This is a genomic window from Acidovorax sp. FG27, assembly GCF_040365715.1.
Classification (GTDB): Bacteria; Pseudomonadota; Gammaproteobacteria; order Burkholderiales; family Burkholderiaceae_C; genus Paracidovorax.
In genome coordinates this window covers 88,411-110,369 of sequence record NZ_BAABVY010000007.1, presented here as the reverse complement: position 1 = coordinate 110,369, position 21,959 = coordinate 88,411, and the positions used below count along the sequence as shown (strand labels likewise).

The 21,959-nt window shown below is 69.5% G+C and carries 20 protein-coding genes; 11 read left to right on the top strand and 9 right to left on the bottom strand.

What is annotated here, in order from left to right:
• Both ABWV53_RS04880 and ABWV53_RS04875 read right to left on the bottom strand, forming a co-directional pair.
• Complete coding sequence (locus ABWV53_RS04880; protein WP_353363504.1) at positions 1 to 798, bottom strand: amino acid ABC transporter ATP-binding protein; 798 nt, start codon at positions 796 to 798, stop codon at positions 1 to 3.
• A 27-nt stretch (positions 799 to 825) separates the two neighbouring features.
• A complete protein-coding gene (locus tag ABWV53_RS04875; protein ID WP_353363502.1) occupies positions 826 to 1,692 on the bottom strand; it encodes an ABC transporter substrate-binding protein in 867 nt (288 codons plus the stop codon).
• A gap of 133 nt (positions 1,693 to 1,825) precedes the next feature.
• On the opposite strand from ABWV53_RS04875, the gene ABWV53_RS04870 reads away from it, so the two are divergent.
• Positions 1,826 to 2,938 (top strand): helix-turn-helix domain-containing protein, encoded by a 1,113-nt coding sequence (locus tag ABWV53_RS04870; protein ID WP_353363500.1) that lies wholly within the window; start codon positions 1,826 to 1,828, stop codon positions 2,936 to 2,938.
• Between the two features lie 249 nt (positions 2,939 to 3,187).
• On the opposite strand, the gene gap is transcribed toward ABWV53_RS04870, so the two are convergent.
• Both gap and tkt read right to left on the bottom strand, forming a co-directional pair.
• On the bottom strand, positions 3,188 to 4,189 hold the full coding sequence (gene gap, locus ABWV53_RS04865; protein WP_353363498.1) for a type I glyceraldehyde-3-phosphate dehydrogenase: 1,002 nt from the start codon (positions 4,187 to 4,189) through the stop codon (positions 3,188 to 3,190).
• A gap of 88 nt (positions 4,190 to 4,277) precedes the next feature.
• Entirely contained in the window at positions 4,278 to 6,371 is a 2,094-nt protein-coding gene (tkt, locus tag ABWV53_RS04860; RefSeq protein WP_353363496.1) for a transketolase, read from the bottom strand.
• 89 nt (positions 6,372 to 6,460) lie between these two features.
• On the opposite strand from tkt, the gene speD reads away from it, so the two are divergent.
• The 4 genes from speD to pyk all read left to right on the top strand — a co-directional run bounded on the left by speD (position 6,461) and on the right by pyk (position 10,717).
• The gene (gene speD, locus ABWV53_RS04855; RefSeq protein WP_353363494.1) at positions 6,461 to 6,844 is read left to right on the top strand and encodes an adenosylmethionine decarboxylase; all 384 of its coding nucleotides are present in this window, start codon (positions 6,461 to 6,463) and stop codon (positions 6,842 to 6,844) included.
• 27 nt (positions 6,845 to 6,871) lie between these two features.
• Positions 6,872 to 7,621 carry a nucleotidyltransferase family protein gene (locus ABWV53_RS04850; RefSeq protein WP_353363492.1) on the top strand — a complete coding sequence of 250 codons (750 nt, stop codon included), beginning with the start codon at positions 6,872 to 6,874 and terminating at the stop codon, positions 7,619 to 7,621.
• 90 nt (positions 7,622 to 7,711) lie between these two features.
• A complete protein-coding gene (locus ABWV53_RS04845) occupies positions 7,712 to 9,106 on the top strand; it encodes an aminopeptidase P N-terminal domain-containing protein (protein WP_353363490.1) in 1,395 nt (464 codons plus the stop codon).
• 174 nt (positions 9,107 to 9,280) lie between these two features.
• Positions 9,281 to 10,717, top strand: coding sequence for a pyruvate kinase (gene pyk / locus ABWV53_RS04840; protein ID WP_353363488.1), 1,437 nt, complete (start codon positions 9,281 to 9,283; stop codon positions 10,715 to 10,717).
• Here pyk and ABWV53_RS04835 read toward each other — a convergent pair.
• Complete coding sequence (locus ABWV53_RS04835; RefSeq protein WP_353363486.1) at positions 10,695 to 11,477, bottom strand: phosphatase PAP2 family protein; 783 nt, start codon at positions 11,475 to 11,477, stop codon at positions 10,695 to 10,697. The two genes, pyk and ABWV53_RS04835, sit on opposite strands and share 23 nt — an antisense overlap.
• Positions 11,478 to 11,606: 129 nt before the next feature.
• Here ABWV53_RS04835 and ABWV53_RS04830 point away from each other — a divergent pair, with 129 nt between their 5' ends.
• The 6 genes from ABWV53_RS04830 (at position 11,607) to ABWV53_RS04805 (ending at position 18,544) form a co-directional block, all read left to right on the top strand.
• Positions 11,607 to 12,308: a response regulator gene (locus ABWV53_RS04830; protein ID WP_353363484.1), complete on the top strand. Its 702-nt coding sequence runs from the start codon at positions 11,607 to 11,609 to the stop codon at positions 12,306 to 12,308.
• Positions 12,305 to 13,858 carry a histidine kinase dimerization/phospho-acceptor domain-containing protein gene (locus ABWV53_RS04825; RefSeq protein WP_353363482.1) on the top strand — a complete coding sequence of 518 codons (1,554 nt, stop codon included), beginning with the start codon at positions 12,305 to 12,307 and terminating at the stop codon, positions 13,856 to 13,858. The genes ABWV53_RS04830 and ABWV53_RS04825 overlap by 4 nt, the downstream gene beginning before the upstream one ends.
• A gap of 93 nt (positions 13,859 to 13,951) precedes the next feature.
• Positions 13,952 to 15,016: a class II fructose-bisphosphate aldolase gene (gene fba / locus ABWV53_RS04820; protein WP_353363480.1), complete on the top strand. Its 1,065-nt coding sequence runs from the start codon at positions 13,952 to 13,954 to the stop codon at positions 15,014 to 15,016.
• A 196-nt stretch (positions 15,017 to 15,212) separates the two neighbouring features.
• Positions 15,213 to 15,944, top strand: coding sequence for a hypothetical protein (locus tag ABWV53_RS04815; RefSeq protein ID WP_353363478.1), 732 nt, complete (start codon positions 15,213 to 15,215; stop codon positions 15,942 to 15,944).
• Positions 15,945 to 16,076: 132 nt separating this feature from the next.
• Positions 16,077 to 17,759, top strand: a complete 1,683-nt coding sequence (locus ABWV53_RS04810) for a long-chain-fatty-acid--CoA ligase (protein WP_353363476.1) — start codon at positions 16,077 to 16,079, stop codon at positions 17,757 to 17,759.
• A gap of 62 nt (positions 17,760 to 17,821) precedes the next feature.
• Positions 17,822 to 18,544 (top strand): 5'-methylthioadenosine/adenosylhomocysteine nucleosidase, encoded by a 723-nt coding sequence (locus ABWV53_RS04805; RefSeq protein WP_353363474.1) that lies wholly within the window; start codon positions 17,822 to 17,824, stop codon positions 18,542 to 18,544.
• 112 nt (positions 18,545 to 18,656) lie between these two features.
• Here the strand turns inward: ABWV53_RS04805 and corA are convergent, their stop codons facing one another.
• The 4 genes from corA to tsaB all read right to left on the bottom strand — a co-directional run bounded on the left by corA (position 18,657) and on the right by tsaB (position 21,829).
• Complete coding sequence (gene corA, locus ABWV53_RS04800) at positions 18,657 to 19,643, bottom strand: magnesium/cobalt transporter CorA (protein WP_353363472.1); 987 nt, start codon at positions 19,641 to 19,643, stop codon at positions 18,657 to 18,659.
• 211 nt (positions 19,644 to 19,854) lie between these two features.
• The gene (locus ABWV53_RS04795) at positions 19,855 to 20,625 is read right to left on the bottom strand and encodes a uracil-DNA glycosylase family protein (RefSeq protein ID WP_353363470.1); all 771 of its coding nucleotides are present in this window, start codon (positions 20,623 to 20,625) and stop codon (positions 19,855 to 19,857) included.
• On the bottom strand, positions 20,622 to 21,104 hold the full coding sequence (gene rimI, locus ABWV53_RS04790; protein WP_353363468.1) for a ribosomal protein S18-alanine N-acetyltransferase: 483 nt from the start codon (positions 21,102 to 21,104) through the stop codon (positions 20,622 to 20,624). Before rimI ends, ABWV53_RS04795 begins: the two co-directional genes overlap by 4 nt.
• On the bottom strand, positions 21,101 to 21,829 hold the full coding sequence (gene tsaB / locus ABWV53_RS04785) for a tRNA (adenosine(37)-N6)-threonylcarbamoyltransferase complex dimerization subunit type 1 TsaB (protein ID WP_353363466.1): 729 nt from the start codon (positions 21,827 to 21,829) through the stop codon (positions 21,101 to 21,103). Before tsaB ends, rimI begins: the two co-directional genes overlap by 4 nt.
• Between the last annotated feature and the right edge of the window lie 130 nt (positions 21,830 to 21,959).

The window sequence follows — 21,959 nt, the reverse complement described above, 5'->3', positions numbered from 1 at the left end:
TCAGGCCTGCCCCTCGCCCGCACCGCCGGTCTGCCGCAGGAAGGCCCGCGTGCGTGCAGCCTGGGATCTGCCAATGACTTCCGCTGGGGGACCCTGCTCGATGATGTGCCCGCCGTCCATGAAGATCACGCGATCGGCGACTTCACGGGCAAAGCTGATCTCGTGCGTCACGAGGATCATCGAGCGGCCTTCCTCGGCCAGCTCCTTGATGACGCCCAGCACTTCGCCGACGAGTTCCGGATCCAGCGCAGAGGTGGGCTCGTCGAAAAGAATCACCTTGGGCCGCTGCGCCAAAGCACGCGCGATAGCCACGCGCTGTTGCTGTCCGCCAGACAGGCGCTCGGGATATGCGTCCGCCTTGTGGCCCAGGTGCACCTTGTCCAGCATGGCTTTGGCGAGTGCGTGTGCCTCGGCACGAGGCATCCGGCCCGCCTGGATTGGGCCGAGCGCCACGTTGTCGCGCACGCTCAGGTGCGGCCAGAGATTGAAGCCCTGAAACACCATGGCCATCTCGGCGCGCTGCGGCGCCAACTCGGTATCGCTCATCCAGCGAAGGGCGCCGCGCCTGTCGTGCTTCTGCCCGATGCGTTCTCCATCGAGCGTCACGGATCCACCGCCGGGCTTCTCGAGGAAATTGAGGCAGCGCAGGCAGGTGGACTTGCCCGAGCCGCTTGACCCCAGCAGGGCGAGTGTCTCGCCTTTGCGAAGATCGAAAGAGATGCCTTTGAGCACCTGGACTTCGGCAAAGGACTTGGTCAGGGCGTCGACGCGAAGCAGCGGCGCAACGGCGGTATTCATGGTGGTGCGTTCAAGCGGGTTGACACATCACTTGCAGCTTGGCAGCTGCCAGTCCGAGGGTCGATCGACGCCGGCGCGAGAATTCTTGCCCACGGGGACGTACCAGACATCCTGCACCAGCCCGTAGCGCTCTCCGATCTTCTTCAGCTCGCAACCCTGCCACAGCTTGGCGATCTCGGCGTTCACCGCCTTGGCGAGTTCGGGATTGTCTTTGTTCAGGCCGAACACCACCTGGCCCAGGCCGGTCAGCAGAGGAAAGTCGGGGTTGTTGTCGGTGAATGCGTCGAATCGGAGATTCCACTGCGGATTGCGCGAGATGGCGTATTGCACCACCGGCGGATCTCCAATCACGGCGTCGATTCGGCCGGCCAGCATGTCGCGCACGGCGGCATCTGAAGTGTCGTACTGGCTCAACTGCAGGCCTGGGATCTTGCGCAACTCGGGGATGAAGGAAAAGCCAGTGATCGTTCCGACTCTCCTGCCTTCCAAGTCCTTGAGCGACGACCAATGGGTCTTGGTCGACTGCATGATGCCGTTCTTGAAGTAATGGATCGGGTCGCTCAGCGTCATGATCTTCGAGCGCTGCTCGGTCCACCCCATGGTCCCGGCCATCACGTCCACTCGCCTGGCCTGGACGGAGGCGATCGTGCCCGACCATTCCATCAGCGTCGGCTTGACCTGCAGTTTCAAAGCGTCGGCCACACGCTGCAGGATCTCTCCGTCGTAGCCGATCATCTTGCCGTCCTGGTAGCCGGTGCCAGGCATGTCGCCGGTAAACGCAATGGAAAGCTTGTGCTTCTCGACGGTTTCAGCCTGGACGGACATGGAGAACCCGAAAAGGCCTAAAAGACCTGCGATGACGGCCAGGTGGCGGGAGAGTGTCGAAGGTTTCATGGGAGGCTCCACTAGAGGGTTGATGGATTCGAAGCGGTGCCTGGATGGTGCTTGCTCGTGAAAAATCCGCCTTGAATCGCTCCGTCCTAGAATGGAACGGTTGCGACACCCGTGGAAACTACTGAGAACTGCCATGCCTACTGCCATGCCCGCCGTCTCAGCACGGGTCAGCAACCTCCCCGAGGATTCGCATTCGCACGGTTGGCTGGATGCACAGGCCAAGCGCACCTGGCAGTCGCCCAAGGAAGTCGACTTGCGCATCGCCATCCTGCTGTGGCCTGGATTTCCATTGCTGTCGCTGGCGGGGCTTTGCGACGCGCTGCGCCATGCGGCCGACGTGGGAGACCGCAGCCGCCAAATTCACTGCGGCTGGCGCGTACTGGGTCATGAGGGCGAGCGCGTGCGAGCCAGCTGCGGGGTCGAGGTGCCGGTGCAGGAAGTCTTTTCTTCGCGATATGAGTTCGACTATCTGGCCGTGATCGGCGGCCTGCTGTCGGAGATCGATCGCGTGCCGCCGGGCTATACGCGGTACTTGAAGGACGTGGCATACGCCGGTGTTCCGCTGATCGGCGTTTGCACTGGCAGCTTCGTACTGACGCGCCTGGGCTTGATGGACCAGCGGGTGGCCTGTGTTCATCCGTACCACGTCGAAGACTGGAAACGCTTCTTCCCGCAGCAGGCCTTCGTGACCCACACCGACTTCTTCCTGGACCGTGACCGCATCACGTGTGCCGGCGGTATCTCGGTCATCGAATTGGTCGCCGAACTGACGCGCCGCCACTGCGGGCCCGGGTCTTCGGCGAAAGTCATCCATCAGATGACCGTATCGCGCCGCCAGGCGCAGGGCCAGATGGGCAAGCGGCAGGCGCTCGGCTACATCAGCACCGAACGCGACATGCTTCGCCAGGCGGTGCTGTTGATGGAAAAGAACCTGGCGACACCACTGTCCATCGCCGTCATTGCGCGCCTGGTCGGTGCAGGTGTTCGGCAATTGGAGCGGGCCTTCATGACCGAGGTCGGCATGAGTCCTTCGCAGCACTACCGGGGCATTCGCTTGAAGTACGCAAGGTGGTTGCTCACTACCTCGGACATGCCCGTCAATGAAATCGCATTCGAATGCGGTTTTGCCGATGCGTCGCATCTCATTCGACATTTCCGAACGCAGTTCGGCATGGCGCCTGGGCAGCTTCGCAAGGCATTGGAATCGATCCAGGCTGACTCGCCGCAGCCTACGGTGCGTCGCTGACGTGCAGCGTTACTGGATGCCGGTCTGCCCCAGCGCAAGGACGTGAGCGCCTTGATGCAGGCCAAGCGTGGCGCGTGAACCTGCTCAGGTTCGTGTCACTTTGCCTGCGAGCCTCGCCCGTGGCATCTGTCAGCGCCCAGGCCCAAGCTGGCGCTTCTGCACACGGCTGGATTCGGGCTCAAAAATGGAAAAAAAAGCCCGGGGCCTTGTCGGCTCCGGGCTTTGGCGTGGAGTTGCGCGGGCGGGCGATTACTTGGCCGCGATCACGCGCACCATCTCCAGGCACTTGTTGGAATAGCCCCATTCGTTGTCGTACCAGGACACGAGCTTGACGAAGGTCTTGTCCAGCGCGATGCCGGCGTCGGCGTCGAAGATCGAGGTGCGGGTGTCGCCGCGGAAGTCGGTGGCGACGACCTTGTCTTCGGTGTAGCCCAGCACGCCCTTCAGGGCGCCTTCGGACTGGGCCTTCATCTCGGCTTTGATCTCGTCGTAGCTGGCTTCCTTTTCCAGCTCCACCGTCAGGTCCACCACCGACACGTCGGAGGTGGGCACGCGGAAGGACATGCCGGTCAGCTTCTTGTTCAGCTCAGGAATGACCACGCCCACGGCCTTGGCCGCGCCGGTGCTGGAGGGGATGATGTTCTCCAGGATGCCGCGGCCGCCGCGCCAGTCCTTGTTGGACGGGCCGTCCACCGTCTTCTGCGTGGCGGTGGCGGCATGCACCGTGGTCATCAGGCCGCGCTTGATGCCCCACTTGTCGTTGAGCACCTTGGCCAGCGGGGCCAGGCAGTTGGTGGTGCACGAAGCGTTCGACACGATGGCCTGGCCGGCGTAGGTCTGGTGGTTCACGCCATAGACGAACATGGGCGTGTCGTCCTTGGACGGGGCCGACAGCAGCACCTTCTTGGCGCCGGCGTCGATGTGCTTCTGCGCGGTGGCCTTGTCCAGGAAGAGGCCCGTGGACTCGATCACGATGTCGGCGCCGACCTCGTTCCACTTCAGGTTGGCAGGGTCGCGTTCCTGCGTGAGGCGGATCTTCTTGCCGTTGACGACCAGGGTGTTGCCTTCCACCGCGATGGTGCCCTCGAAGCGGCCGTGCACGCTGTCGTACTGCAGCATGTAGGCCAGGTAGTCGGGCTCCAGCAGGTCGTTGATGCCCACGACTTCGATGTCGCTGAAGTTCTGCACGGCCGAGCGCAGCACGTTGCGGCCGATGCGGCCGAAGCCGTTGATACCGATCTTGATCGTCATGGTTTGTCTCTCCAAAGTTGCAAAGTTGAAAACCGGGGACAGCCACGCCGGCCCGCTGCGGGGCGGGCGCGGCGGGCACGAAGGGGTCTCAGGCGGATGCCTTCTTGGCGGCGGGCTGCTTCTTCAGCCGGGCCGCGCCGATGGCCACGCGCACCGTGTCGGCCACGTTCTCGGGCGTGAAGCCGAAGTGCTTGAACAGCACCGGGGCCGGGGCCGATTCGCCGAAGGTGTCGATGCCGACCACGGCGGCGCAGCCGTACTTCCACCAGCCGTCCGACGAGCCCATTTCCACCGCGATGCGCGGCACGCCGGCCGGCAGCACGCTGGCCTTGTACTTCGCGTCTTCGCGGTCGAAGGTGGTGGTGCTGGGCATGGAGACCACGCGCACGGCGATCTTCATCGTGGCCAGCAGCTTCTGCGCGGCCAGGGCCAGCTGCACTTCGGAGCCGGTGGCGATGATGACGGCTTGGGGCCTCTTCTTGATGCCGACATCGGCCGGCTCGGACAGCACGTAGGCGCCGCGCGAGATGTCGCCCAGGTCGCGCTTGGGGGCGTAGGCCAGGTTCTGGCGCGAGAGGGCCAGCACGGTGGGCTTGTCGCGATTGGACAGGGCCACGCTCCAGGCCACGGCGGTCTCGGCCGTGTCGCCCGGGCGCCAGACGTCCAGGTTCGGGATCAGCCGCAGGCTGGCGACGTGCTCGATCGACTGGTGGGTGGGGCCGTCCTCGCCCAGGCCGATGGAGTCGTGCGTGAACACGTGCACCACGCGCAGCTTCATCAGCGCGGCCATGCGGATGGCGTTGCGGCTGTAGTCGCTGAAGGTGAGGAAGGTGCCGCCGTAGGGAATGAAACCGCCGTGCAGGGCGATGCCGTTCATGATGGCGGCCATGCCGAACTCGCGCACGCCGTAGTTGATGTGGCGCCCGCCCACCTTCGCGGTCTCGGCGCCCAGGGCGACTTCGATCTGCACCACCTTGCCGGCTTCGTCGAAGCGCAGCGCGGGCGTGCTCTTGGTGTTTGTCAGGTTCGAGCCGGTCAGGTCGGCCGAGCCGCCCAGCAGCTCGGGCAGCTGCGCGGTGAACGACTCCAGCGCCAGCTGGCTGGCCTTGCGGCTGGCCACGGTCTCGGCCTTGGTGTGCGCGCCCACCACGGTGTCGACGGCGGTCTGGGCGAAGTGCTTGGGCAGGTCGCCGGCCATGCGGCGGGTGAACTCGGCGGCCAGCTCGGGGAATGCAGCGGAATAGGCGGCGAAGCGCTCGTTCCAGGCGGCCTCGGCGGCGCTGCCGGCGGCCTTGGCGTCCCAGTCTGCGTACACCTCGGCGGGCACTTCGAACGGCGCGCTGGTCCAGCCCAGGGCGTTGCGGGTCAGCGTGATCTCGTCGGCGCCCAGGGGTTCGCCGTGCGCCTTGGAGGTGCCGGCGCGGTTGGGCGAGCCCTTGCCGATGGCCGTCTTGCAGACGATCAGCGTGGGCTTGTCGGCGCTGGTCTTGGCGCTGGCGATGGCGGCATCGACCGCATCGGCGTCATGGCCGTCCACCGGGCCGATCACGTTCCAGCCGCAGGCGCGCAGGCGGGCGGGGGTGTCGTCGATGAACCAGGGCGCGACCTGGCCGTCGATGGAGATGCCGTTGTCGTCGTAGAGGGCGATCAGCTTGTTCAGCTTCCAGGCGCCGGCCAGCGAGATCGCCTCCTGGCTGATGCCTTCCATCAGGCAGCCGTCGCCCAGGAACACGAAGGTGTGATGGTCCACCACGGCGTGGCCTTCGCGGTTGAATTCGGTCGCCAGCAGCTTTTCGGCCAGGGCGAAGCCCACGGCGTTGGTGATGCCCTGGCCCAGCGGGCCGGTGGTCGTCTCGACGCCGGGCGTGATGCCGTATTCGGGGTGGCCGGCCGTCTTGCTGTGCAGCTGGCGAAAGTTCTTCAGTTCTTCGATGGGCAGCGGGTAGCCGCTCAGGTGCAGCAGCGCATACAGCAGCATGGAGCCGTGGCCGTTGGACAGCACGAAGCGGTCGCGGTCGGCCCACTGCGGGTTGGCGGGGTTGTGCTTGAGATGCCGGCCCCAGAGCGCCACCGCCATGTCGGCCATGCCCATGGGGGCGCCGGGGTGGCCGGAATTGGCCTGTTGAACTGCATCCATTGCGAGTGCGCGGATCGCATTCGCCATCTGTTGAGAATTGGCCATCGAGGGCGGCTCCGGAAGGGGCTGTGGGAGGAAACCGCGCATTTTACCGGCCGGCCGTGCCGCACGGGGATGCACTAAAGTCCAGCCCCATGCAAGGCCTGCACCTCACCGCCGATCTGAAGGGCTGCCGCTGCGCGCCGCACTGGCTGCTGGACGCCGCGCTGCTGGCCAGCGCCTGCACGGGCGCCGTCGCGGCCGCCGGCCTGCAGGCGGTGGGCCAGCTGTTCCACACCTTCCCAGCCACCGCGCACGGCCCGGGCGGCGTCACCGCCACCGTGCTGCTGGCCGAATCGCACCTGTGCGTGCACACCTGGCCCGAGCAGGGCGCCGTCACGCTCGACGTGTACGTATGCAATTTCGGCGGCGACCAGTCGCCCCGGGCCGAGGCGCTGATGGACGCGCTGCTGGCGCTCTTCGCGCCCGATCAGGTGCAGCGCCACGCCCTGCAGCGCGGCGCGCTCACCCCGATCTGAAGCCCCTTGCCGACCATGACGTCCACGATGACCCGCCAACCTCCCGCCATGCTGCTGGCCGCCGGCCGGGGCGAGCGCATGCGCCCGCTGACCGACACCACGCCCAAGCCCCTGCTGGCCGTGCGGGGCCGGCCGCTGCTGGAATGGCACCTGCGGGCGCTGGCCGAAGCCGGCGTGCCGCGCGCCGTCGTCAACACCGCGTGGCTGGGCGACCAGGTCAGCGAGCGCTTTGGGGGTGTTTTCAGCCTTCCGCGCCCGGGCAGTCTGGGCGGGGTGCTATCGATTTCATACTCCAACGAGGCCGCCGACTTCGGCGATGCGCTGGAGACGGCAGGCGGCATCGCCCGCGCGCTGCCCCAGCTGGGCCCGGTGTTCTGGCTCGCGGCGGGCGACGTGTTCGCGCCCGACTTCGTCTTCGAGCCGCAAGCCGCCGAGCGCTTTGCGGCCAGCGACGCGCTGGCCCACCTCTGGCTGGTACCCAACCCCGCGCACCACCTGCGCGGCGACTTCGGCCTGGCACCCGACGGCCGGGCGCTGAACCTGCCCACCGACCACCCGGGGCCGCGCTACACCTACAGCACCATCGCCGTGCTGCGGGCCGAGCTGTTCACCGCGCCCTGGTGCGACATTCCGCCCGGCAACCCGCAGGGCGTGCGCGCCCCGCTGGCCCCGCTGCTGCGCCGGGCCATGGACGCCGGCCGCGTCACCGCGGCGCTGCACACCGGCCGCTGGACGGACGTGGGCACGCCCGAGCGGCTGGCCGAACTCAATGGTTGAAGCCGTCGGACCCGCTCCAGATTGCTGCCAAATGTAAGGAGATTGGGAAGGCGTCCAGGCGGCCCGGCCGGTTGCGCCGAGAATGCCCCCATGAACCAGCCGACCACCGCGCTCTACGCCCAGCGCCGCGCCCGCCTCGCCGCCCAACTGGGCGAAGGCGGCATCGCCATCGTTCCCACCGCGCCGGAGCGCTCGCGCAACCGCGACAGCGACTTCCTCTACCGGCACGACAGCTACTTCTATTACCTCACCGGCTTCACCGAGCCCGGCGCCTGCCTGGTGCTGGCGGCGGACGGCACGAGCACGCTCTTTTGCCAGCCCAAGGACCTGGAGCGCGAGATCTGGGACGGCTACCGCCTGGGGCCCGAGGCCGCGGTCGACGCGCTGGGCGTGCAGGCCGCGCATTCCGCCGCAACGCTCGAAACCCAGCTGCCCCGCCTGCTGGAAAACCGCGCCCGCGTCTGGTACCCCTTCGCCACCCATGCCGGGCTGGCGGCGCGGGTGGAAGGCTGGCTGAACCAGGTGCGCGCCCGGGTTCGCTACGGTGCGCTCTGCCCGGCCGAGCAGGGCGATCTCTGCACCCTGCTGGACGAGATGCGGCTGGTGAAGGACGCGCACGAGCTGGACGTGATGCGCCGCGCCGCCGCCATCAGCGCCCAGGCGCACATCCGCGCCATGCAGTGCAGCGCCCGCATGCTGCGCTCCGGCGAGGACGTGCGCGAATACCATCTCGACGCCGAGCTGCTGCACGAATTCCGCCGCCAGGGCTCGCAGGCCGTGGCGTACAACTCCATCGTCGCGGCCGGCGCCAACGCCTGCGTGCTGCACTACCGCGCCGACGCCGCCCCGGTGCGCGCGGGCGAGTTGGTGCTGATCGACGCCGGCTGCGAACTCGACGGCTACGCCAGCGACATCACCCGCACCTTCCCGGCCGACGGCCGCTTCACCGGCCCGCAGCGCGCGCTGTACGACCTGGTGCTGGCCAGCCAGGAGGCGGCCATCGCGGCGACCCGCGCCGGCGCCCGCTTCAACGACCCACACGACGCCACCGTCGCCGTGCTGTCGCAGGGCCTGCTGGACCTGGGGCTGCTCGACAAGAACAAGGTGGGCGGCGTGCAGGACGTGATCGACAGCCGTGCCTACTTCCAGTTCTACATGCACCGCACGGGCCATTGGCTGGGCATGGACGTGCACGACTGCGGCAGCTACGTGGAGCCCACCGAGGTCGGCCAGACCAGCCAGCGGCGCGACCCGCTCTCGGGCGAGGCCATCACCAACCGGCCCAGCCGCATCCTGCACCCCGGCATGGTGCTGACCATCGAGCCGGGCCTCTACGTGCGGCCCGCGCCCGGCGTGCCCGAGGCCTTCCACCACATCGGCATCCGCATCGAGGACGACGCCGTGGTGGCCGAGGGCGGCTGCGAACTCATCACCCGGGGCGTGCCGGTGGACGGCGGCGAGATCGAGGCGCTGATGCGCGGCTAGGCCGCCGCCATCATTTGCTATGCATATGATAGCTGTAGGCGCTTGATGGACGGGCGCTGGAGGCGGTTTTGGCTTGAATTCCGGCCTTGCGGCGTGGTGTGGTAACCGGCATGTAACCGGTGCCATGCCAGAATTGAAATCCGATTACATCGCCGAAGAAGGAAGAGACAAGCCATGCAGATCCGCCGCGCCACCAAGATCGTCGCCACCCTCGGGCCCGCCTCCAGCGACCCGCAATTGCTGGAGCAGATGATCCGCGCCGGCGTCAACGTGGTGCGGCTGAACTTCAGCCACGGCAAGGCGCAGGACCACATCGACCGCGCCGCCGCCGTGCGCGAGGCCGCGCAGCGCGCCGGCCGCGAGGTGGCCATCATGGCCGACCTGCAGGGCCCGAAGATCCGCGTGGGCAAGTTCGCCGAAGGCCGCGTCATGCTGCAGGCCGGCCAGCCCTTCGTGCTGGACGCCTCCCGCCACGAGCCGGGCGACGTCAATGGCGTGGGCCTGGACTACAAGGAGCTGCCGCGCGACGTGCGGGCCGGCGACGTGCTGCTGCTCAACGACGGCCTGATCGTGCTGGTGGTGACCGCCGTGCGCGGCGAGGAGGTGCACACCACCGTCAAGATCGGCGGCGAGCTGTCCAACAACAAGGGCATCAACAAGCAGGGCGGGGGCCTTACGGCGCCCGCGCTCACGGCCAAGGACATGGAGGACATCAAGACCGCGATGAGCTTCCAGGCCGACTACGTGGCCGTGAGCTTTCCGAAGAACGCCACCGACATGGAGATGGCGCGCCAGCTGTGCAACGTGGCGGCGGGCGAATACCGCCACCGTCCGGGCCTGATCGCCAAGATCGAGCGGGCCGAGGCGGTGCCGCTGCTCGAAGAGATCCTGCGCGTGTCCGACGGCATCATGGTGGCGCGTGGCGACCTGGCGGTGGAGGTGGGCAACGCCGCCGTGCCCGCGCTGCAAAAGAAGATGATCCGCATGGCGCGTGACATGGACAAGGTCGTCATCACCGCCACGCAGATGATGGAGAGCATGATCACCAACGCCGTGCCCACCCGCGCCGAGGTGAGCGACGTGGCCAACGCCGTGCTGGACGGCACCGACGCGGTGATGCTGAGCGCCGAGACGGCGGCCGGCCGCTACCCGCTCGAGACGGTGGAGGAAATGGCCAAGATCTGCGCCGCCGCCGAGGCCGCCGAAGACCCCGAGCGCGATTCCGACTTCATCGGCCAGACGCTGGGCCGCATCGACCAGTCCATCGCCATGGGCGCGCTCTTCACCGCCCACCACCTGGGCGCCAAGGCGCTGGTGGCGCTCACGGACAGCGGCTCCACGGCCCTCTGGATGAGCCGCCACCGCATCCACATCCCGATCTACGCGCTGACCCCCAAGGTGGCCACGCAGCGCAAGATGGCCATGTACCGCAACGTGCGCCCGCTGCTGATGGACACCAGTGTGGACCGTGACACCGCGCTGGAGCAGGCCGAGGGGCACCTGAAGACCCGCAACATCGTGCAGCAGGGCGATCTCTACGTGATCACCTGCGGCGAACCCATGGGCGCGCCGGGCGGCACCAACATGCTCAAGATCTGCCGGGCGAACTGAGCGCGGCCCGCGCCGCGCCGGCGCCGAACCAGCGCCCGCGCACGGCATCCACGGCCCAGCAGGTCGTCCAGCACAGCCAGGCCGTCCACAGGTTGTGGCTGAGGAAATGCGCGCCCCGCAGCTGCTGCACCGCGCCCAGCGCCAGCCCGCCCAGCAGGGCGGCCGCCAGGCACCAGCGAGCCAGGCGGGGCGCGTCGTCGCGCCAGGCGAAGTAGAGCGACAGGAAGGCGAAGCCCGCCGACGCGTGGCCGCCCGGAAAGCAGTGGCCGCTGCCGCCGTCGCGCAGGCCCCATTGCCAGTGCGACACGTAGCGCGCCACCCCGCCGAACTCCGCCAGGTCCCATGGGCAGCTGGTGTGGCTGAGCGCCTTGCCCGCCGCCACCAGCGCCAGAGACAGCAGCAGCGCCACCGCCAGCGCGGCGCGGCGCGGCAGGTCGATGCGGCGCAGCGGGCCCCAGGGCAGCCACACGCCCACCACCAGCGCCGTGGCCGCCGCCCAGGCCAGCCGCCGCACGTCGTCGTGCAGCAGCTTCGACAGCCACCACGACTCGCGCAGCGGAAAGCCGCCGGCCGTGCCGAACCACTGCGCCAGCAGCAGATCGAGCGAGCTGGCATCCCACAGCGCCAGCAGCAGGGCGGCGGCGGGAATGGCCAGCAGGGCCCGGTCGTCCCACCCGCCACGGCGCGTGCGTGGCGGGGTGGCGGCGGAAGAATGCGGCGCAAGGTGCGCAGGCGTGGCCAGGGAAGGAGCGGGCGGCATGACGAAGTGCGGAGTGCAGTGGTTGCGGCACGTTAGCTGCGCGGGCTTAACGCCGTCTTATGGCTTGGGCGGCGACGGGCCGGCAAGCCCGGCGCACCCGCGTGCCGCCGGCCGCGCCACAATCGCGCCATGCGAATCCTGGTGGTGGAAGACGATGCCGGCATTGCCGGCGGCCTGAGCGCCACGCTGCAGCAGCGTGGCTACGCGGTGGACGTGTGCGGCAGCGTGGCCGCCGCATGGAGCGCGCTGCGCGCGGAGTCGTTCTCCGCGGTGCTGCTCGACCTGGGCCTGCCGGACCTGGATGGCGGCGAGCTGCTGCAGCGCCTGCGCGCCAGCCCGGCGCCGGCCCCCGGCGAGGCGGCCCTGCCCGACCCGGCCACGCCGGTGATGATCCTGACCGCGCGCGACCAGGTGCGCCAGCGCATCGCCGGGCTCGACCTGGGCGCGGACGACTACCTGACCAAGCCCTTCGACGTGGACGAGCTGGAGGCCCGGCTGCGCGCCCTGCTGCGGCGCTCGGCCGGGCGGGCGGCGCCCACCATCCGCCACGGCGACCTGGAGGTGGACCCGGCGGCGCGCACCGTGCGGCGGGCCGGCGTGCTGGTGGACATGTCGCCGCGCGAGTTCTCGGTGCTGCGGGTGCTGCTGGAGTCGCGTGGCCGCGTGCTGTCGCGCCAGCAGATCGAGGAACGCCTCTACAGCTGGCAGACGGCGGTGGAGAGCAACACCATCGAAGTCCACATCCACCATCTGCGTCGCAAGCTGGGCAACGACCGCATCGTGACCATGCGCGGCGTGGGCTATTTCATCCCGGCGGAGCCAGCGGCATGACGTCTTCCTCGCCGCCCACCGCGCCCTTGCCCGAGTCCGCGCCCACGCCCACGCCCACGCCTACGCCTACGCCTACGCCTACGCCCACGCCCACGCCCACGCCCGCCGGGAGGGGCGCCGCCCCGGCCCGCCGCCAGCGCTCGCTGACCTGGCTGCTGCTGTGCTGGACGCTGGGCGCGCTGGTCCTGGTGTGGGGCAGCTTCGTGGTCATGGCCTACCAGACCGGCGTGCAGGAGGCCGACGAGCTGACCGACGGCCACCTGGCCAGCGTGGCGGCCCTGCTGCTGAACCTGGCGCCCGGCGGGGCCGTGGATTCCGCCCGCGCCACCCGGCGCACCGACATGCCGTGGCTGAAGGCGCACGACTACCAGCAGTCGCTCAGCGTGGCGCAGTGGGACGCCACCGGCCGGCTGCTGACCCACACCGGCACCGCGCCGCTGCCCGCCTTCGAGACGCCCGAGGGCTTTGCCGACCTGCGGCTGGGATCGCCCGACGCGCCCGCCTGGCGCGCTTTCTCGCAGTGGGACGCCGAGCGCGAGCGCAAGGTCATGGTGCTGCTCGACCTGCAGGAGCGCGACGACCTGGCCGAAGACATCGCCGGCCAGATGATCGAGCCGGGCCTCTGGCTGCTGCCCGTGGTGGCGCTGGCGCTGGGGCTGGCGGTGCGCCGCGGGCTGCGGCCGCTCTATTCGCTGTCGCACGACGTGGCCGCGCTGGACGTGGCCGGCACCCAGCGGCTGGCCGCGCGCACGCCGCTGCGCGAATTCGCGCCGGTGGTGGCGTCGATCAACACGCTGCTGGACCGGCAGCAGGCGGTGCTGTCGCGCGAGCGCCGGCTGGCCAACGAGGTGGCGCACGAGCTGCGCACGCCGCTCTCGTCCATCGTGCTCAATGCCGACGCACTGGCGCGGGGGCTGCCGCCCGAGCAGCAAGCCCAGGCGCTGGACCGCATCGGCCGCGACGCGCTGCGTGCCGGCCACGTGCTCAACCAGCTGCTGGCGCTGGCGCGCACCAGCCGCACGCGGCTGCAGGAAGCGGAAGCCCTGGACCTGGCCGCGCTGGCGCGCCAGGTGAGCGCCGAATACGCACAGGCCGCGTGGGAGCGCGGCGGCAGCATCGCCGTCGCGGCGCCAGCGCCCGCCGTGCTGCACGGCAATGCGGTGCTGCTGGAGCTGGCCGTGCGCAACCTGCTGGAGAACGCGCTGCGCCACACGCCCGCCGGCACGCGCATCGAGGTGCAGGTGGGGGTGGGCGCGCCCCCGGACGCGGATGTAGAGGTGGATGCGGAGGGGGGTGCCGAAGCCGGTGCCGAAGCCGGTGCCGGAGCCGACGCGGCCCCGGCCGTCTGGCTGCAGGTGTGCGACGACGGGGCCCGCGCCGGCACGCCGGCCTGCCCGCCACCCGTGGACAGCCTGCGCCTGGGGCACGAGATCGTGACCCGCGTGGCGCAGGTGCACGGGGGGCGCTTCGGGCCAGCGGCCGCCCCTGCGCCCTTCACCACCTGCTGGCGTATCGTTTTGGCGAACTCCGCTGACACGCAGGAGCGATAAAATCGCCGGTTACCACACGGTTACCGGCTCCGGACGGCTTCGCCGCACCGGGGCACCGGCCCTCCTTCACCTCCTCTGAACGGACTCGACCCCATGCCTCTCGTCTCGATGCGCGAACTGCTCGACCATGCCGCTGAAAACAGCTACGGCATTCCCGCCTTCAACGTGAACAACCTGGAACAGGTGCAGGCCGTGATGGAAGCCGCCAAGGAAACCGGCGCGCCCGTGATCCTGCAGGCCAGCGCCGGCGCCCGCAAATATGCCGGTGAAGCGTTCATCAAGCACCTGATCCAGGCGGCAGCCGAGATGTACCCGCAGATCCCGCTGGTGATGCACCAGGACCACGGCACCAGCCCCGAGGTGTGCCAGGGCGCGCTGAACCTGGGCTTCGGCTCGGTGATGATGGACGGCTCCCTCATGTCGGACGGCAAGACGCCGTCCTCGTTCGACTACAACGTGGACGTCACCCGCAAGGTGGTGGAGATGGCCCACAAGGTGGGCGCCACGGTGGAAGGCGAACTCGGCTGCCTGGGCAACCTGGAGACCGGCGACGCGGGCGAGGAAGACGGCATCGGCGCCGACGTGAAGCTCGACCACAGCCAGATGCTGACCGATCCGGAAGAGGCGGCCACCTTCGTCAAGGCCACCCAGCTCGACGCGCTGGCCATCGCCATCGGCACCAGCCACGGCGCCTACAAGTTCAGCCGCAAGCCCACGGGCGACATCCTGGCGATCTCGCGCGTGAAGGAGATCCATGCGCGCATCCCCAACACCCACCTGGTGATGCACGGCTCCTCGTCGGTGCCCGCCGAGCTGCTGGCCATCATCAACCAGTACGGCGGCAAGATGAAGGAAACCTACGGCGTGCCGGTCGAGGAGATCCAGGAAGCCATCAAGTTCGGCGTGCGCAAGATCAACATCGATACCGACATCCGCCTGGCCATGACCGGCGCGGTGCGCAAGTTCCTGGCCGAGAACCCCGACAAGTTCGACGCCCGCGAATGGCTCAAGCCGGCCCGCGAAGCCGCCAAGCAGGTCTGCAAGCAGCGCTACATCGAATTCGGCTGCGAAGGCCAGGGCGCCAAGGTCAAGGGCCACAGCCTGCAGGACATGGCCGCGCGCTACGCCGCCGGCTCGCTGGCCCAGGTGGTCCGCTGATCGGCTGAACGCCACCCCGGCCGGCGGGGCGGCCCGGGCCCGGCGGCGCAGCGCAGCGCCCCGGGCCCTTTTGCTTTGCGCCGGGTGCCCGGTGCGATCAGGTAACCTTCCGGCCCATCGAGCGCAGGCGCCGGGCGGAGGAACTTCGCTTCCCGGCGGCGGCTGCGCCAAGCTCCGACCAACGAGGACCGTTTCCATGCCCCAGTTTTTCCGTGCCGGCCGCGCCGTGCTGGCCCCGCTGCTGATCGCCGCCGGCGCCCTCGGCCTGGCCGCCTGCGCGCCGCTGCAACCCGATCTCCCGCGCGTGGGCCGCGCCCAGCTGGAAATGCCCCCGGGCGCCGCCTGGGAGCCGCTCGGCCGCGCCGACGAAGTGATCGATGTGCTGCCCGACGACACCGCCAACGACATCCCGCTCAGCATGGTGGCCATGGGCCTGCGCGGCCCGGCCCGGGAACTGCTGGCCGTGATGCTGGTGCAGACCAACAGCTCCAACTACCTGCGCGACACCACCTTCTGGACCGCGCCGTGCCCGCGCCAGGACGGCGTGGAGGTGAAGGACGCCGCCCAGGGCAGCCCGGTGCGCATCGACTGCCTGCGCTACAAGCGCCGCGCCGACACGGCCAACTACCTGGGCGAGAACCGGCTGCGCCTGGCCGAATGGATGGCGCGCCACAAGATCGAGCTGCCCACGCCGTATTCGCACATCCTCTTTCGCTATGCGGGCACGGGCGGTGCCTTCATCGCCGTGGACGTGGTGGCCGACCAGCGCCTGCTGCGCCCCGACACGCGCAACAACGAGGAATTCCTGGTCGCCGGCCGGCCCGCCCTGGCCTATGGCGACAGGCTGGCCGAGGCCGCGCGGCTGAGCACGGGCATGATGGACGGCCGCTTCGTCGTGCCGCCCTTCCCGTTCACCGTGCCGCGCTGAGCGCCCGGAAGTGCCTACGCGGGCCCGGGCGCCCCGCGAAAGCGCTAGCGAAAGTACCGACACGCCGCCCGTGCCCGCGCAGAGACAATGCGCGGCATTCCAAATGACCGACCAGACACTGGAGAGACAAGCATGACCGACCGACCGTGGCTCGCCGCCTATCCGCAGGGAGTGCCTGCCGACATCGACGCAGCGCAATACCCATCGCTGGTCGTACTGATGCAGGAGGCCTTCCGCCAATACGCCGACCGCGTCGCCTACAGCTTCATGGGCCGCGACGTGACCTACGCCGAGACCGACACGCAGAGCCGCCACCTGGCCGCCTACCTGCAGAGCCTGGGCCTGGCCAAGGGCGACCGCGTGGCGCTGATGATGCCCAACGTGCCCCAGTACCCGGTGGCGGTAGCGGCCGTGCTGCGCGCCGGCTTCGTGGTGGTGAACGTGAACCCGCTCTACACGGCGCGCGAGCTGGAGCACCAGCTCAAGGATTCGGGCGCCAAGGCCATCGTCATCATCGAGAACTTCGCCAAGGTGCTGCAGTCCTGCATCGCGCAGACCCAGGTCAAGCACGTGGTGCTCGCGTCGATGGGCGACCGGCTGGGCTTGCTCAAGGGCCTGGTCGTGAACTACGTGGTGCGCAACGTCAAGAAGCTGGTTCCCGAGTTCGACCTGCCCAGCGCGGTGCGCTTCAACGACGCCCTGGCCAAGGGAGCCTCCGGCCCGGCGCTGGTGGAGCCCGCCCTGCAGCCGGGCGACGTCGCCCTGCTGCAGTACACGGGCGGCACCACGGGGGTGTCCAAGGGCGCCGTGCTGCTGCACCGCAACGTGATCGCCAACGTGCTGCAGTCCGAAGCCTGGAACATGCCCGCGATGGCCAAGGTGCCGGCGGGCGAGCAGCCCACCAGCGTATGCGCGCTGCCGCTCTATCACATCTTCGCCTTCACGGTGAACATGATGCTGTCGCTGCGCACCGGCGGCAAGACCATCCTGATCCCCAACCCGCGCGACCTGCCGGCGGTGCTGAAAGAGCTGTCCAAGCACACCTTCCACAGCTTTCCGGCGGTCAACACGCTCTTCAACGGCCTGGCCAACCACCCCGACTTCCATACCGTGAACTGGAAGAACCTGCGCGTGTCGGTGGGCGGCGGCATGGCGGTGCAGGGCGCCGTGGCCAAGCTCTGGCTGGAAAAGACCGGCTGCCCGATCTGCGAGGGCTATGGCCTGTCGGAAACCAGCCCCTCGGCCAGCTGCAACCCGGTGACGGCGACGGAATTCACCGGAACGATCGGCGTGCCGATCCCCAGCACGTACATGAAGCTGATCGACGACGAGGGCAACGACGTCGCCGGCGTGGGCCGCCCCGGCGAGATCGCCATCAAGGGCCCGCAGGTGATGGCCGGCTACTGGCAGCGGCCCGACGAGACCGCCAAGGTGATGACGGCCGACGGCTACTTCCGCTCCGGCGACATCGGCGTGATGGACGAGCGCGGCTTCTTCAAGATCGTGGACCGCAAGAAGGACATGGTGCTGGTGAGCGGCTTCAACGTCTACCCGAATGAAGTGGAGGACGTGGTGGCCGGGCTGCCGGGCGTGATGGAATGCGCCGTGGTGGGGGTGCCCGACGAGAAGACCGGCGAGGCCGTGAAGCTCGTCATCGTGAAGAAGGACCCGGAGCTGACCGAAGCCCAGGTGCGTGAATTCTGCAAGGCGAACCTCACCGGCTACAAGCAGCCCCGCGTGATCGAGTTCCGCACCGAGCTGCCCAAGACGCCGGTCGGCAAGATCCTGCGGCGCGAGCTGCGCGACAAGAAATGACCATCCCCTTGCGCGGCGGCTGCCGGCCCGGCGCGCGCCCGGCCTAGAGCGCGGCATCGCCCATGGCCACCGCCATCCTCAGCGCCCTGCCCGAAGAGCAGGCCGGCCTGGTCCACGCGCTCGCGCACCCGCAGCGCATCACCCATGCGGGCCGCGCCTTCTGGCGTGGCGAACTGCAGGGCCTTTCCGTGGTGCTGGCGCTGTCGGGCATCGGCAAGGTGGCGGCCGCCACCACGGCCACTGCGCTGGTCGAGCACTTCGGCGTGGCGCGCATCGTCTTCACCGGCGTGGCCGGCGGGCTGGGCGAGGGCGTGGCGGTGGGCGACGTGGTGGTGGCGCACGACTTCCTGCAGCACGACATGGATGCGTCGCCGCTCTTTCCGCGCTGGGAAGTGCCCGGCTACGGCCGCACCCGCTGGCCCTGCCATGCGGCGCTGACCGCGCAACTGGCCCGGGCGGTCGACGTTTGCCTGGAGCGCATGCCCGGCGGCCCGCGCCGCCATGCCGGCCTGATCGCCAGCGGCGACGTGTTCGTGGGCGCCGCCGACGCGGCGCTGAGCCTGCGCCGGTCGCTGTCCGCCGCCGGCCACGACGTGCTGGCCGTGGAGATGGAAGGCGCCGCCGTGGCCCAGGTCTGCGCCGACTACGGCCTGCCCTTCGCCGCCATGCGCACCATCTCCGACCGCGCCGACGACACGGCGCACGTGGACTTCACCCGCTTCGTCACCGAGGTCGCGAGCCGCTATGCCCATGAAATCATCGGCGAATTCATGCGTTTGCTATGAAAAGAATAGCTGTTGGCGCTGGTGGAATAAGCGCTGGAGCCCGATTTGGCTAAAAATTCCAAGGCCCAGCCCGAACGGATGGGGATGGGCCGGTCGACCTTGCGCGCAGGGGTTACTTCAACCACCCACGCTTGCGGAAGTACCACATGGGGCCCACCGCGCTCGCCACCATCAGCGCGATGCCGTAGGCGTAGCCGTAGGTCCATTCCAGCTCCGGCATGTGCTGGAAGTTCATGCCGTAGACGCTCGCGATCAGCGTGGGCGGCAGCAGCGCGACGCTCGCCACCGAGAAGATCTTGATGATCTTGTTCTGGTTGATGTTGATGAAGCCGACCGTGGCGTCCATCAGGAAGTTGATCTTGTCGAAGAGGAACGCCGTGTGGTTGTCCAGCGATTCGATGTCGCGCAGGATCTGGCGCGCCTCCTCGAACTGCTCGGCGTTCAGCATCTTGCTGCGCATCATGAAGCTCACGGCGCGGCGCGTGTCCATCACGTTGCGGCGGATGCGGCCGTTCAGGTCCTCCTGCCGGGCGATGGCCGCCAGCACCTCGCCGGCGCGGGTGTCGGTCACGTCGCCCGCCAGCACCTGGGTGCTGACTTCCTTCAACTCGTCGTAGATGTTCTCCAGCGTGTCGGCCGAGTATTCGGCGTCGGCGTCGAAGAGTTTCAGCAGCACCTCGCGGGCGTCCTCGATCAGCCCGGGCGCACGGCGCGCGCGCATGCGCAGCAGGCGAAAGACGGGCACGTCCTCGTCGTGGATGGAAAAGAGCACGCCCTTGCTCTTGAGCGAGTCGTTGACCAGGTTCAGGATGAAGGCCACCCGCACCGAGCGCGGGTCTTCGTCGTCGTCGATCAAGAAGTCGCTGCGGATGTGCAGCTCGCCGTTGTCTTCCTCGTAGAAGCGGGCGGATTCCTCGATGTCCTCGTCCATCGCGTCTTCCGGGATGGAGAGACCGTAGTGCTGCTTGATCCAGCGCTTTTCTTCCAGCGTGGGCGATTCCAGATCGACCCAGATGGGCTGGAACTGCGCCAACTCTTCCAGCGACTCGATTTCTTCCTGGACCAGCCGGCCGTTGGCGAGCGAAAAGATGTTGAGCATGGGCTCACTCCCGGTGTGTTGTGGGTCGACTGCGAGGGGGCGTGGGGTGCGCTTTCAACCCCTTGGCAGTGAACCGGCCGGGAGCTGAAAGCTACCAACTAGGGTAGGTTTCCATGGGTGTGGTCTTGGCGTTGGCGAAGAACGAAAGCGGCGAATTATGGCATCGCCCAGGGGCCGCCCGGCCTCTGGGCGCGGCATGCGCGGCCGGGGGTCAGGCCGCGCCGCGCACCAGCGCGAGCGCCCGGCACAGGTCGGCCCAGGCGCCGGCCTTGGCGTCGGGCGCACGCAGCAGATAGGCCGGGTCGTAGCTCACCACGGCCGGCACGCGCACGTCGCCCCGGCCCGCCAGCGACTGCACGCCCGCCCGCAGCCGGCCCAGCGGCTCGCGGCTGCCCAGCACCGCGCGGGCGGCGCCCAGGCCCAGCACCAGCACCAGCGCGGGCCGCAGCTGCTCCAGCGCCTGGGCCATGCCGTCGGCCGGCTCGGCGGGGCCTTCGGCACCGGGCACCCCGGCACGCCCCAGGGTGGCGACATGGGTGCGTGGGTGCTTGTGCAGCTGCATGGCGCGCAGCATGTTGTCCAGCAGCCGGCCCGCATCGCCCTGCAGCGGCTGGCCGGGCGTGGCGCTTTCCACCACCACCAGCCAGCCCGCGCCCAGCCCGGTGGGCGTGGTGGCCGGGTCGGCCTGGGGGTATACGGTGACCGGCGCATGCCAGACCAGGCCAGGGCCTGCCGTGGGCGCGGCCGGGGGCTGGGGCGCGGGTGCCGGCGCCGCTGCGGGAGCGCGGGCCGGTGGCGGCATGGGCGCCGCCTGTGCGGGCCCCCGTACCGGCTGCGGTGCGGCCGGCGCTGCCGCCTCGGCCCTGGGTGCCGCCGTCACAGCGGCCGTGTCCCCGGTGGGCGCTGCGGGCAGCGGCGCCCAGACGGAAATGCCCATCTCCTGCAGTATGGCGCGTTGGCGCGCGTCGAGGTCCAGGCTCATAGTTTCAGACTCATCACGATGGCGTCCTCGCGCTCGTCGGCGTGGGCGGGGTAATAGCGTTTGCGCTGGCCCACCACCTGGTAGCCATGCGCTTCGTAGATCCGGCGCGCCCGGAGGTTGCCGATGCGCACCTCCAGCCACAGCCACTGCGCCTGCTGGCCCCGCGACCACAGGGCCAGCGCGTCCAGCATCACCCGCGCCCAGCCCTGGTGCTGGAAGGCCGGCGCCACGGTGATGTTGAGCAGGTGCACCTCGTCCACCCCGCGCATGGCGACGAAGTAGCCGATCAGCGTGTCGCCGGCCATGAGCAGCTGCGCCTGGTAGCCGGCGGCCATCGCGTCGATGAAGTTGCCGCGCGTCCAGGGGTGGGTGTAGGCCGCGGCTTCCACCGCCAGCAGGGCCTCGAGCCGCTGCACGGTGAGCGGCTCGAAGCGCGCTTCGGAGGGGTGCGGGACCGATGGGCGGGGCAGGGCGCTCATGGTGTCGGTGCCCTCTCTGCGGCGGCAGCGGTAGCGGCACGCTTGATGGCGGCGCGCTCCTCGGTGGTCTGGGCGACCTTGTCGCGGATGTAGCGGGGCAGCGCCGCCTGGGCCGGCAGCGCGGCGCCCGCCGCCAGCAGGGCCGGCGCCAGCCGCAGGAGCGCCGCCGCCGTGGGCAGGGCGTGCACGTGCGGGGCTGCGGGCGCCAGCCGGTCGCCGTAGGCCGCCTGCGCATTGCCCGCCACCGTGAAGCCCGCCGGCGCGGCCAGCGCCTGCGGGGCGCACAGGGTGAAGTCGGCGGGTGCCTGCCAGCCGCCGTCCGCCCCGTATTCGAAGGCGGCGGCATAGACCTCGTCCATGCGCGCATCCAGCACCGCCAGCACCTCTGTGCAGCCATGGTCGGCGCGGGCCTGCTCGGCCACGGCCAGCAGCGTGTCCACGGGCAGCACCGGCACGCCCTGGCCGCCGCGCGCGCCGAAGGCCAGGCCCTGCGCCACGGCGCAGGCGGTGCGCAGGCCGGTGAACGAGCCCGGCCCCCGGCCGAAGACGATGGCGCCCAGCGTGTCGAACTCCACGCCCGCCTCGGCCATCAGCGTGCGGATCGCCGGAATGAGCGAGGCCGACGCCTGCGCACCGCCCGGCCCGCGGTGCTCGTACACCTGCGCGCCGCGCTGCACGGCGATGAACAGGGTGTCGGTGCTGGTGTCGAAGGCGAGCAGGTGCATGGAAGGTGGGCCGGGCCGGGCGCCCGAGGGGCGGCGGGCCCCGGACGGGACGGGCAGGAGGGAGGGGGCGGCCGCCGATTATCGGCGCTGGGCCCGGGCGCGCGGCCCGTCGCGGCCGAACGCTAGACTT

Coding starts and splice junctions, on each gene's coding strand:
- ABWV53_RS04880 (WP_353363504.1), bottom strand. CDS start 798: ATGAATACCGCCGTTGCGCCGCTGCTTCGCGTCGACGCCCTGACCAAG.
- ABWV53_RS04875 (WP_353363502.1), bottom strand. CDS start 1,692: ATGAAACCTTCGACACTCTCCCGCCACCTGGCCGTCATCGCAGGTCTT.
- ABWV53_RS04870 (WP_353363500.1), top strand. CDS start 1,826: ATGCCTACTGCCATGCCCGCCGTCTCAGCACGGGTCAGCAACCTCCCC.
- gap (WP_353363498.1), bottom strand. CDS start 4,189: ATGACGATCAAGATCGGTATCAACGGCTTCGGCCGCATCGGCCGCAAC.
- tkt (WP_353363496.1), bottom strand. CDS start 6,371: ATGGCCAATTCTCAACAGATGGCGAATGCGATCCGCGCACTCGCAATG.
- speD (WP_353363494.1), top strand. CDS start 6,461: ATGCAAGGCCTGCACCTCACCGCCGATCTGAAGGGCTGCCGCTGCGCG.
- ABWV53_RS04850 (WP_353363492.1), top strand. CDS start 6,872: ATGACCCGCCAACCTCCCGCCATGCTGCTGGCCGCCGGCCGGGGCGAG.
- ABWV53_RS04845 (WP_353363490.1), top strand. CDS start 7,712: ATGAACCAGCCGACCACCGCGCTCTACGCCCAGCGCCGCGCCCGCCTC.
- pyk (WP_353363488.1), top strand. CDS start 9,281: ATGCAGATCCGCCGCGCCACCAAGATCGTCGCCACCCTCGGGCCCGCC.
- ABWV53_RS04835 (WP_353363486.1), bottom strand. CDS start 11,477: ATGCCGCCCGCTCCTTCCCTGGCCACGCCTGCGCACCTTGCGCCGCAT.
- ABWV53_RS04830 (WP_353363484.1), top strand. CDS start 11,607: ATGCGAATCCTGGTGGTGGAAGACGATGCCGGCATTGCCGGCGGCCTG.
- ABWV53_RS04825 (WP_353363482.1), top strand. CDS start 12,305: ATGACGTCTTCCTCGCCGCCCACCGCGCCCTTGCCCGAGTCCGCGCCC.
- fba (WP_353363480.1), top strand. CDS start 13,952: ATGCCTCTCGTCTCGATGCGCGAACTGCTCGACCATGCCGCTGAAAAC.
- ABWV53_RS04815 (WP_353363478.1), top strand. CDS start 15,213: ATGCCCCAGTTTTTCCGTGCCGGCCGCGCCGTGCTGGCCCCGCTGCTG.
- ABWV53_RS04810 (WP_353363476.1), top strand. CDS start 16,077: ATGACCGACCGACCGTGGCTCGCCGCCTATCCGCAGGGAGTGCCTGCC.
- ABWV53_RS04805 (WP_353363474.1), top strand. CDS start 17,822: ATGGCCACCGCCATCCTCAGCGCCCTGCCCGAAGAGCAGGCCGGCCTG.
- corA (WP_353363472.1), bottom strand. CDS start 19,643: ATGCTCAACATCTTTTCGCTCGCCAACGGCCGGCTGGTCCAGGAAGAA.
- ABWV53_RS04795 (WP_353363470.1), bottom strand. CDS start 20,625: ATGAGCCTGGACCTCGACGCGCGCCAACGCGCCATACTGCAGGAGATG.
- rimI (WP_353363468.1), bottom strand. CDS start 21,104: ATGAGCGCCCTGCCCCGCCCATCGGTCCCGCACCCCTCCGAAGCGCGC.
- tsaB (WP_353363466.1), bottom strand. CDS start 21,829: ATGCACCTGCTCGCCTTCGACACCAGCACCGACACCCTGTTCATCGCC.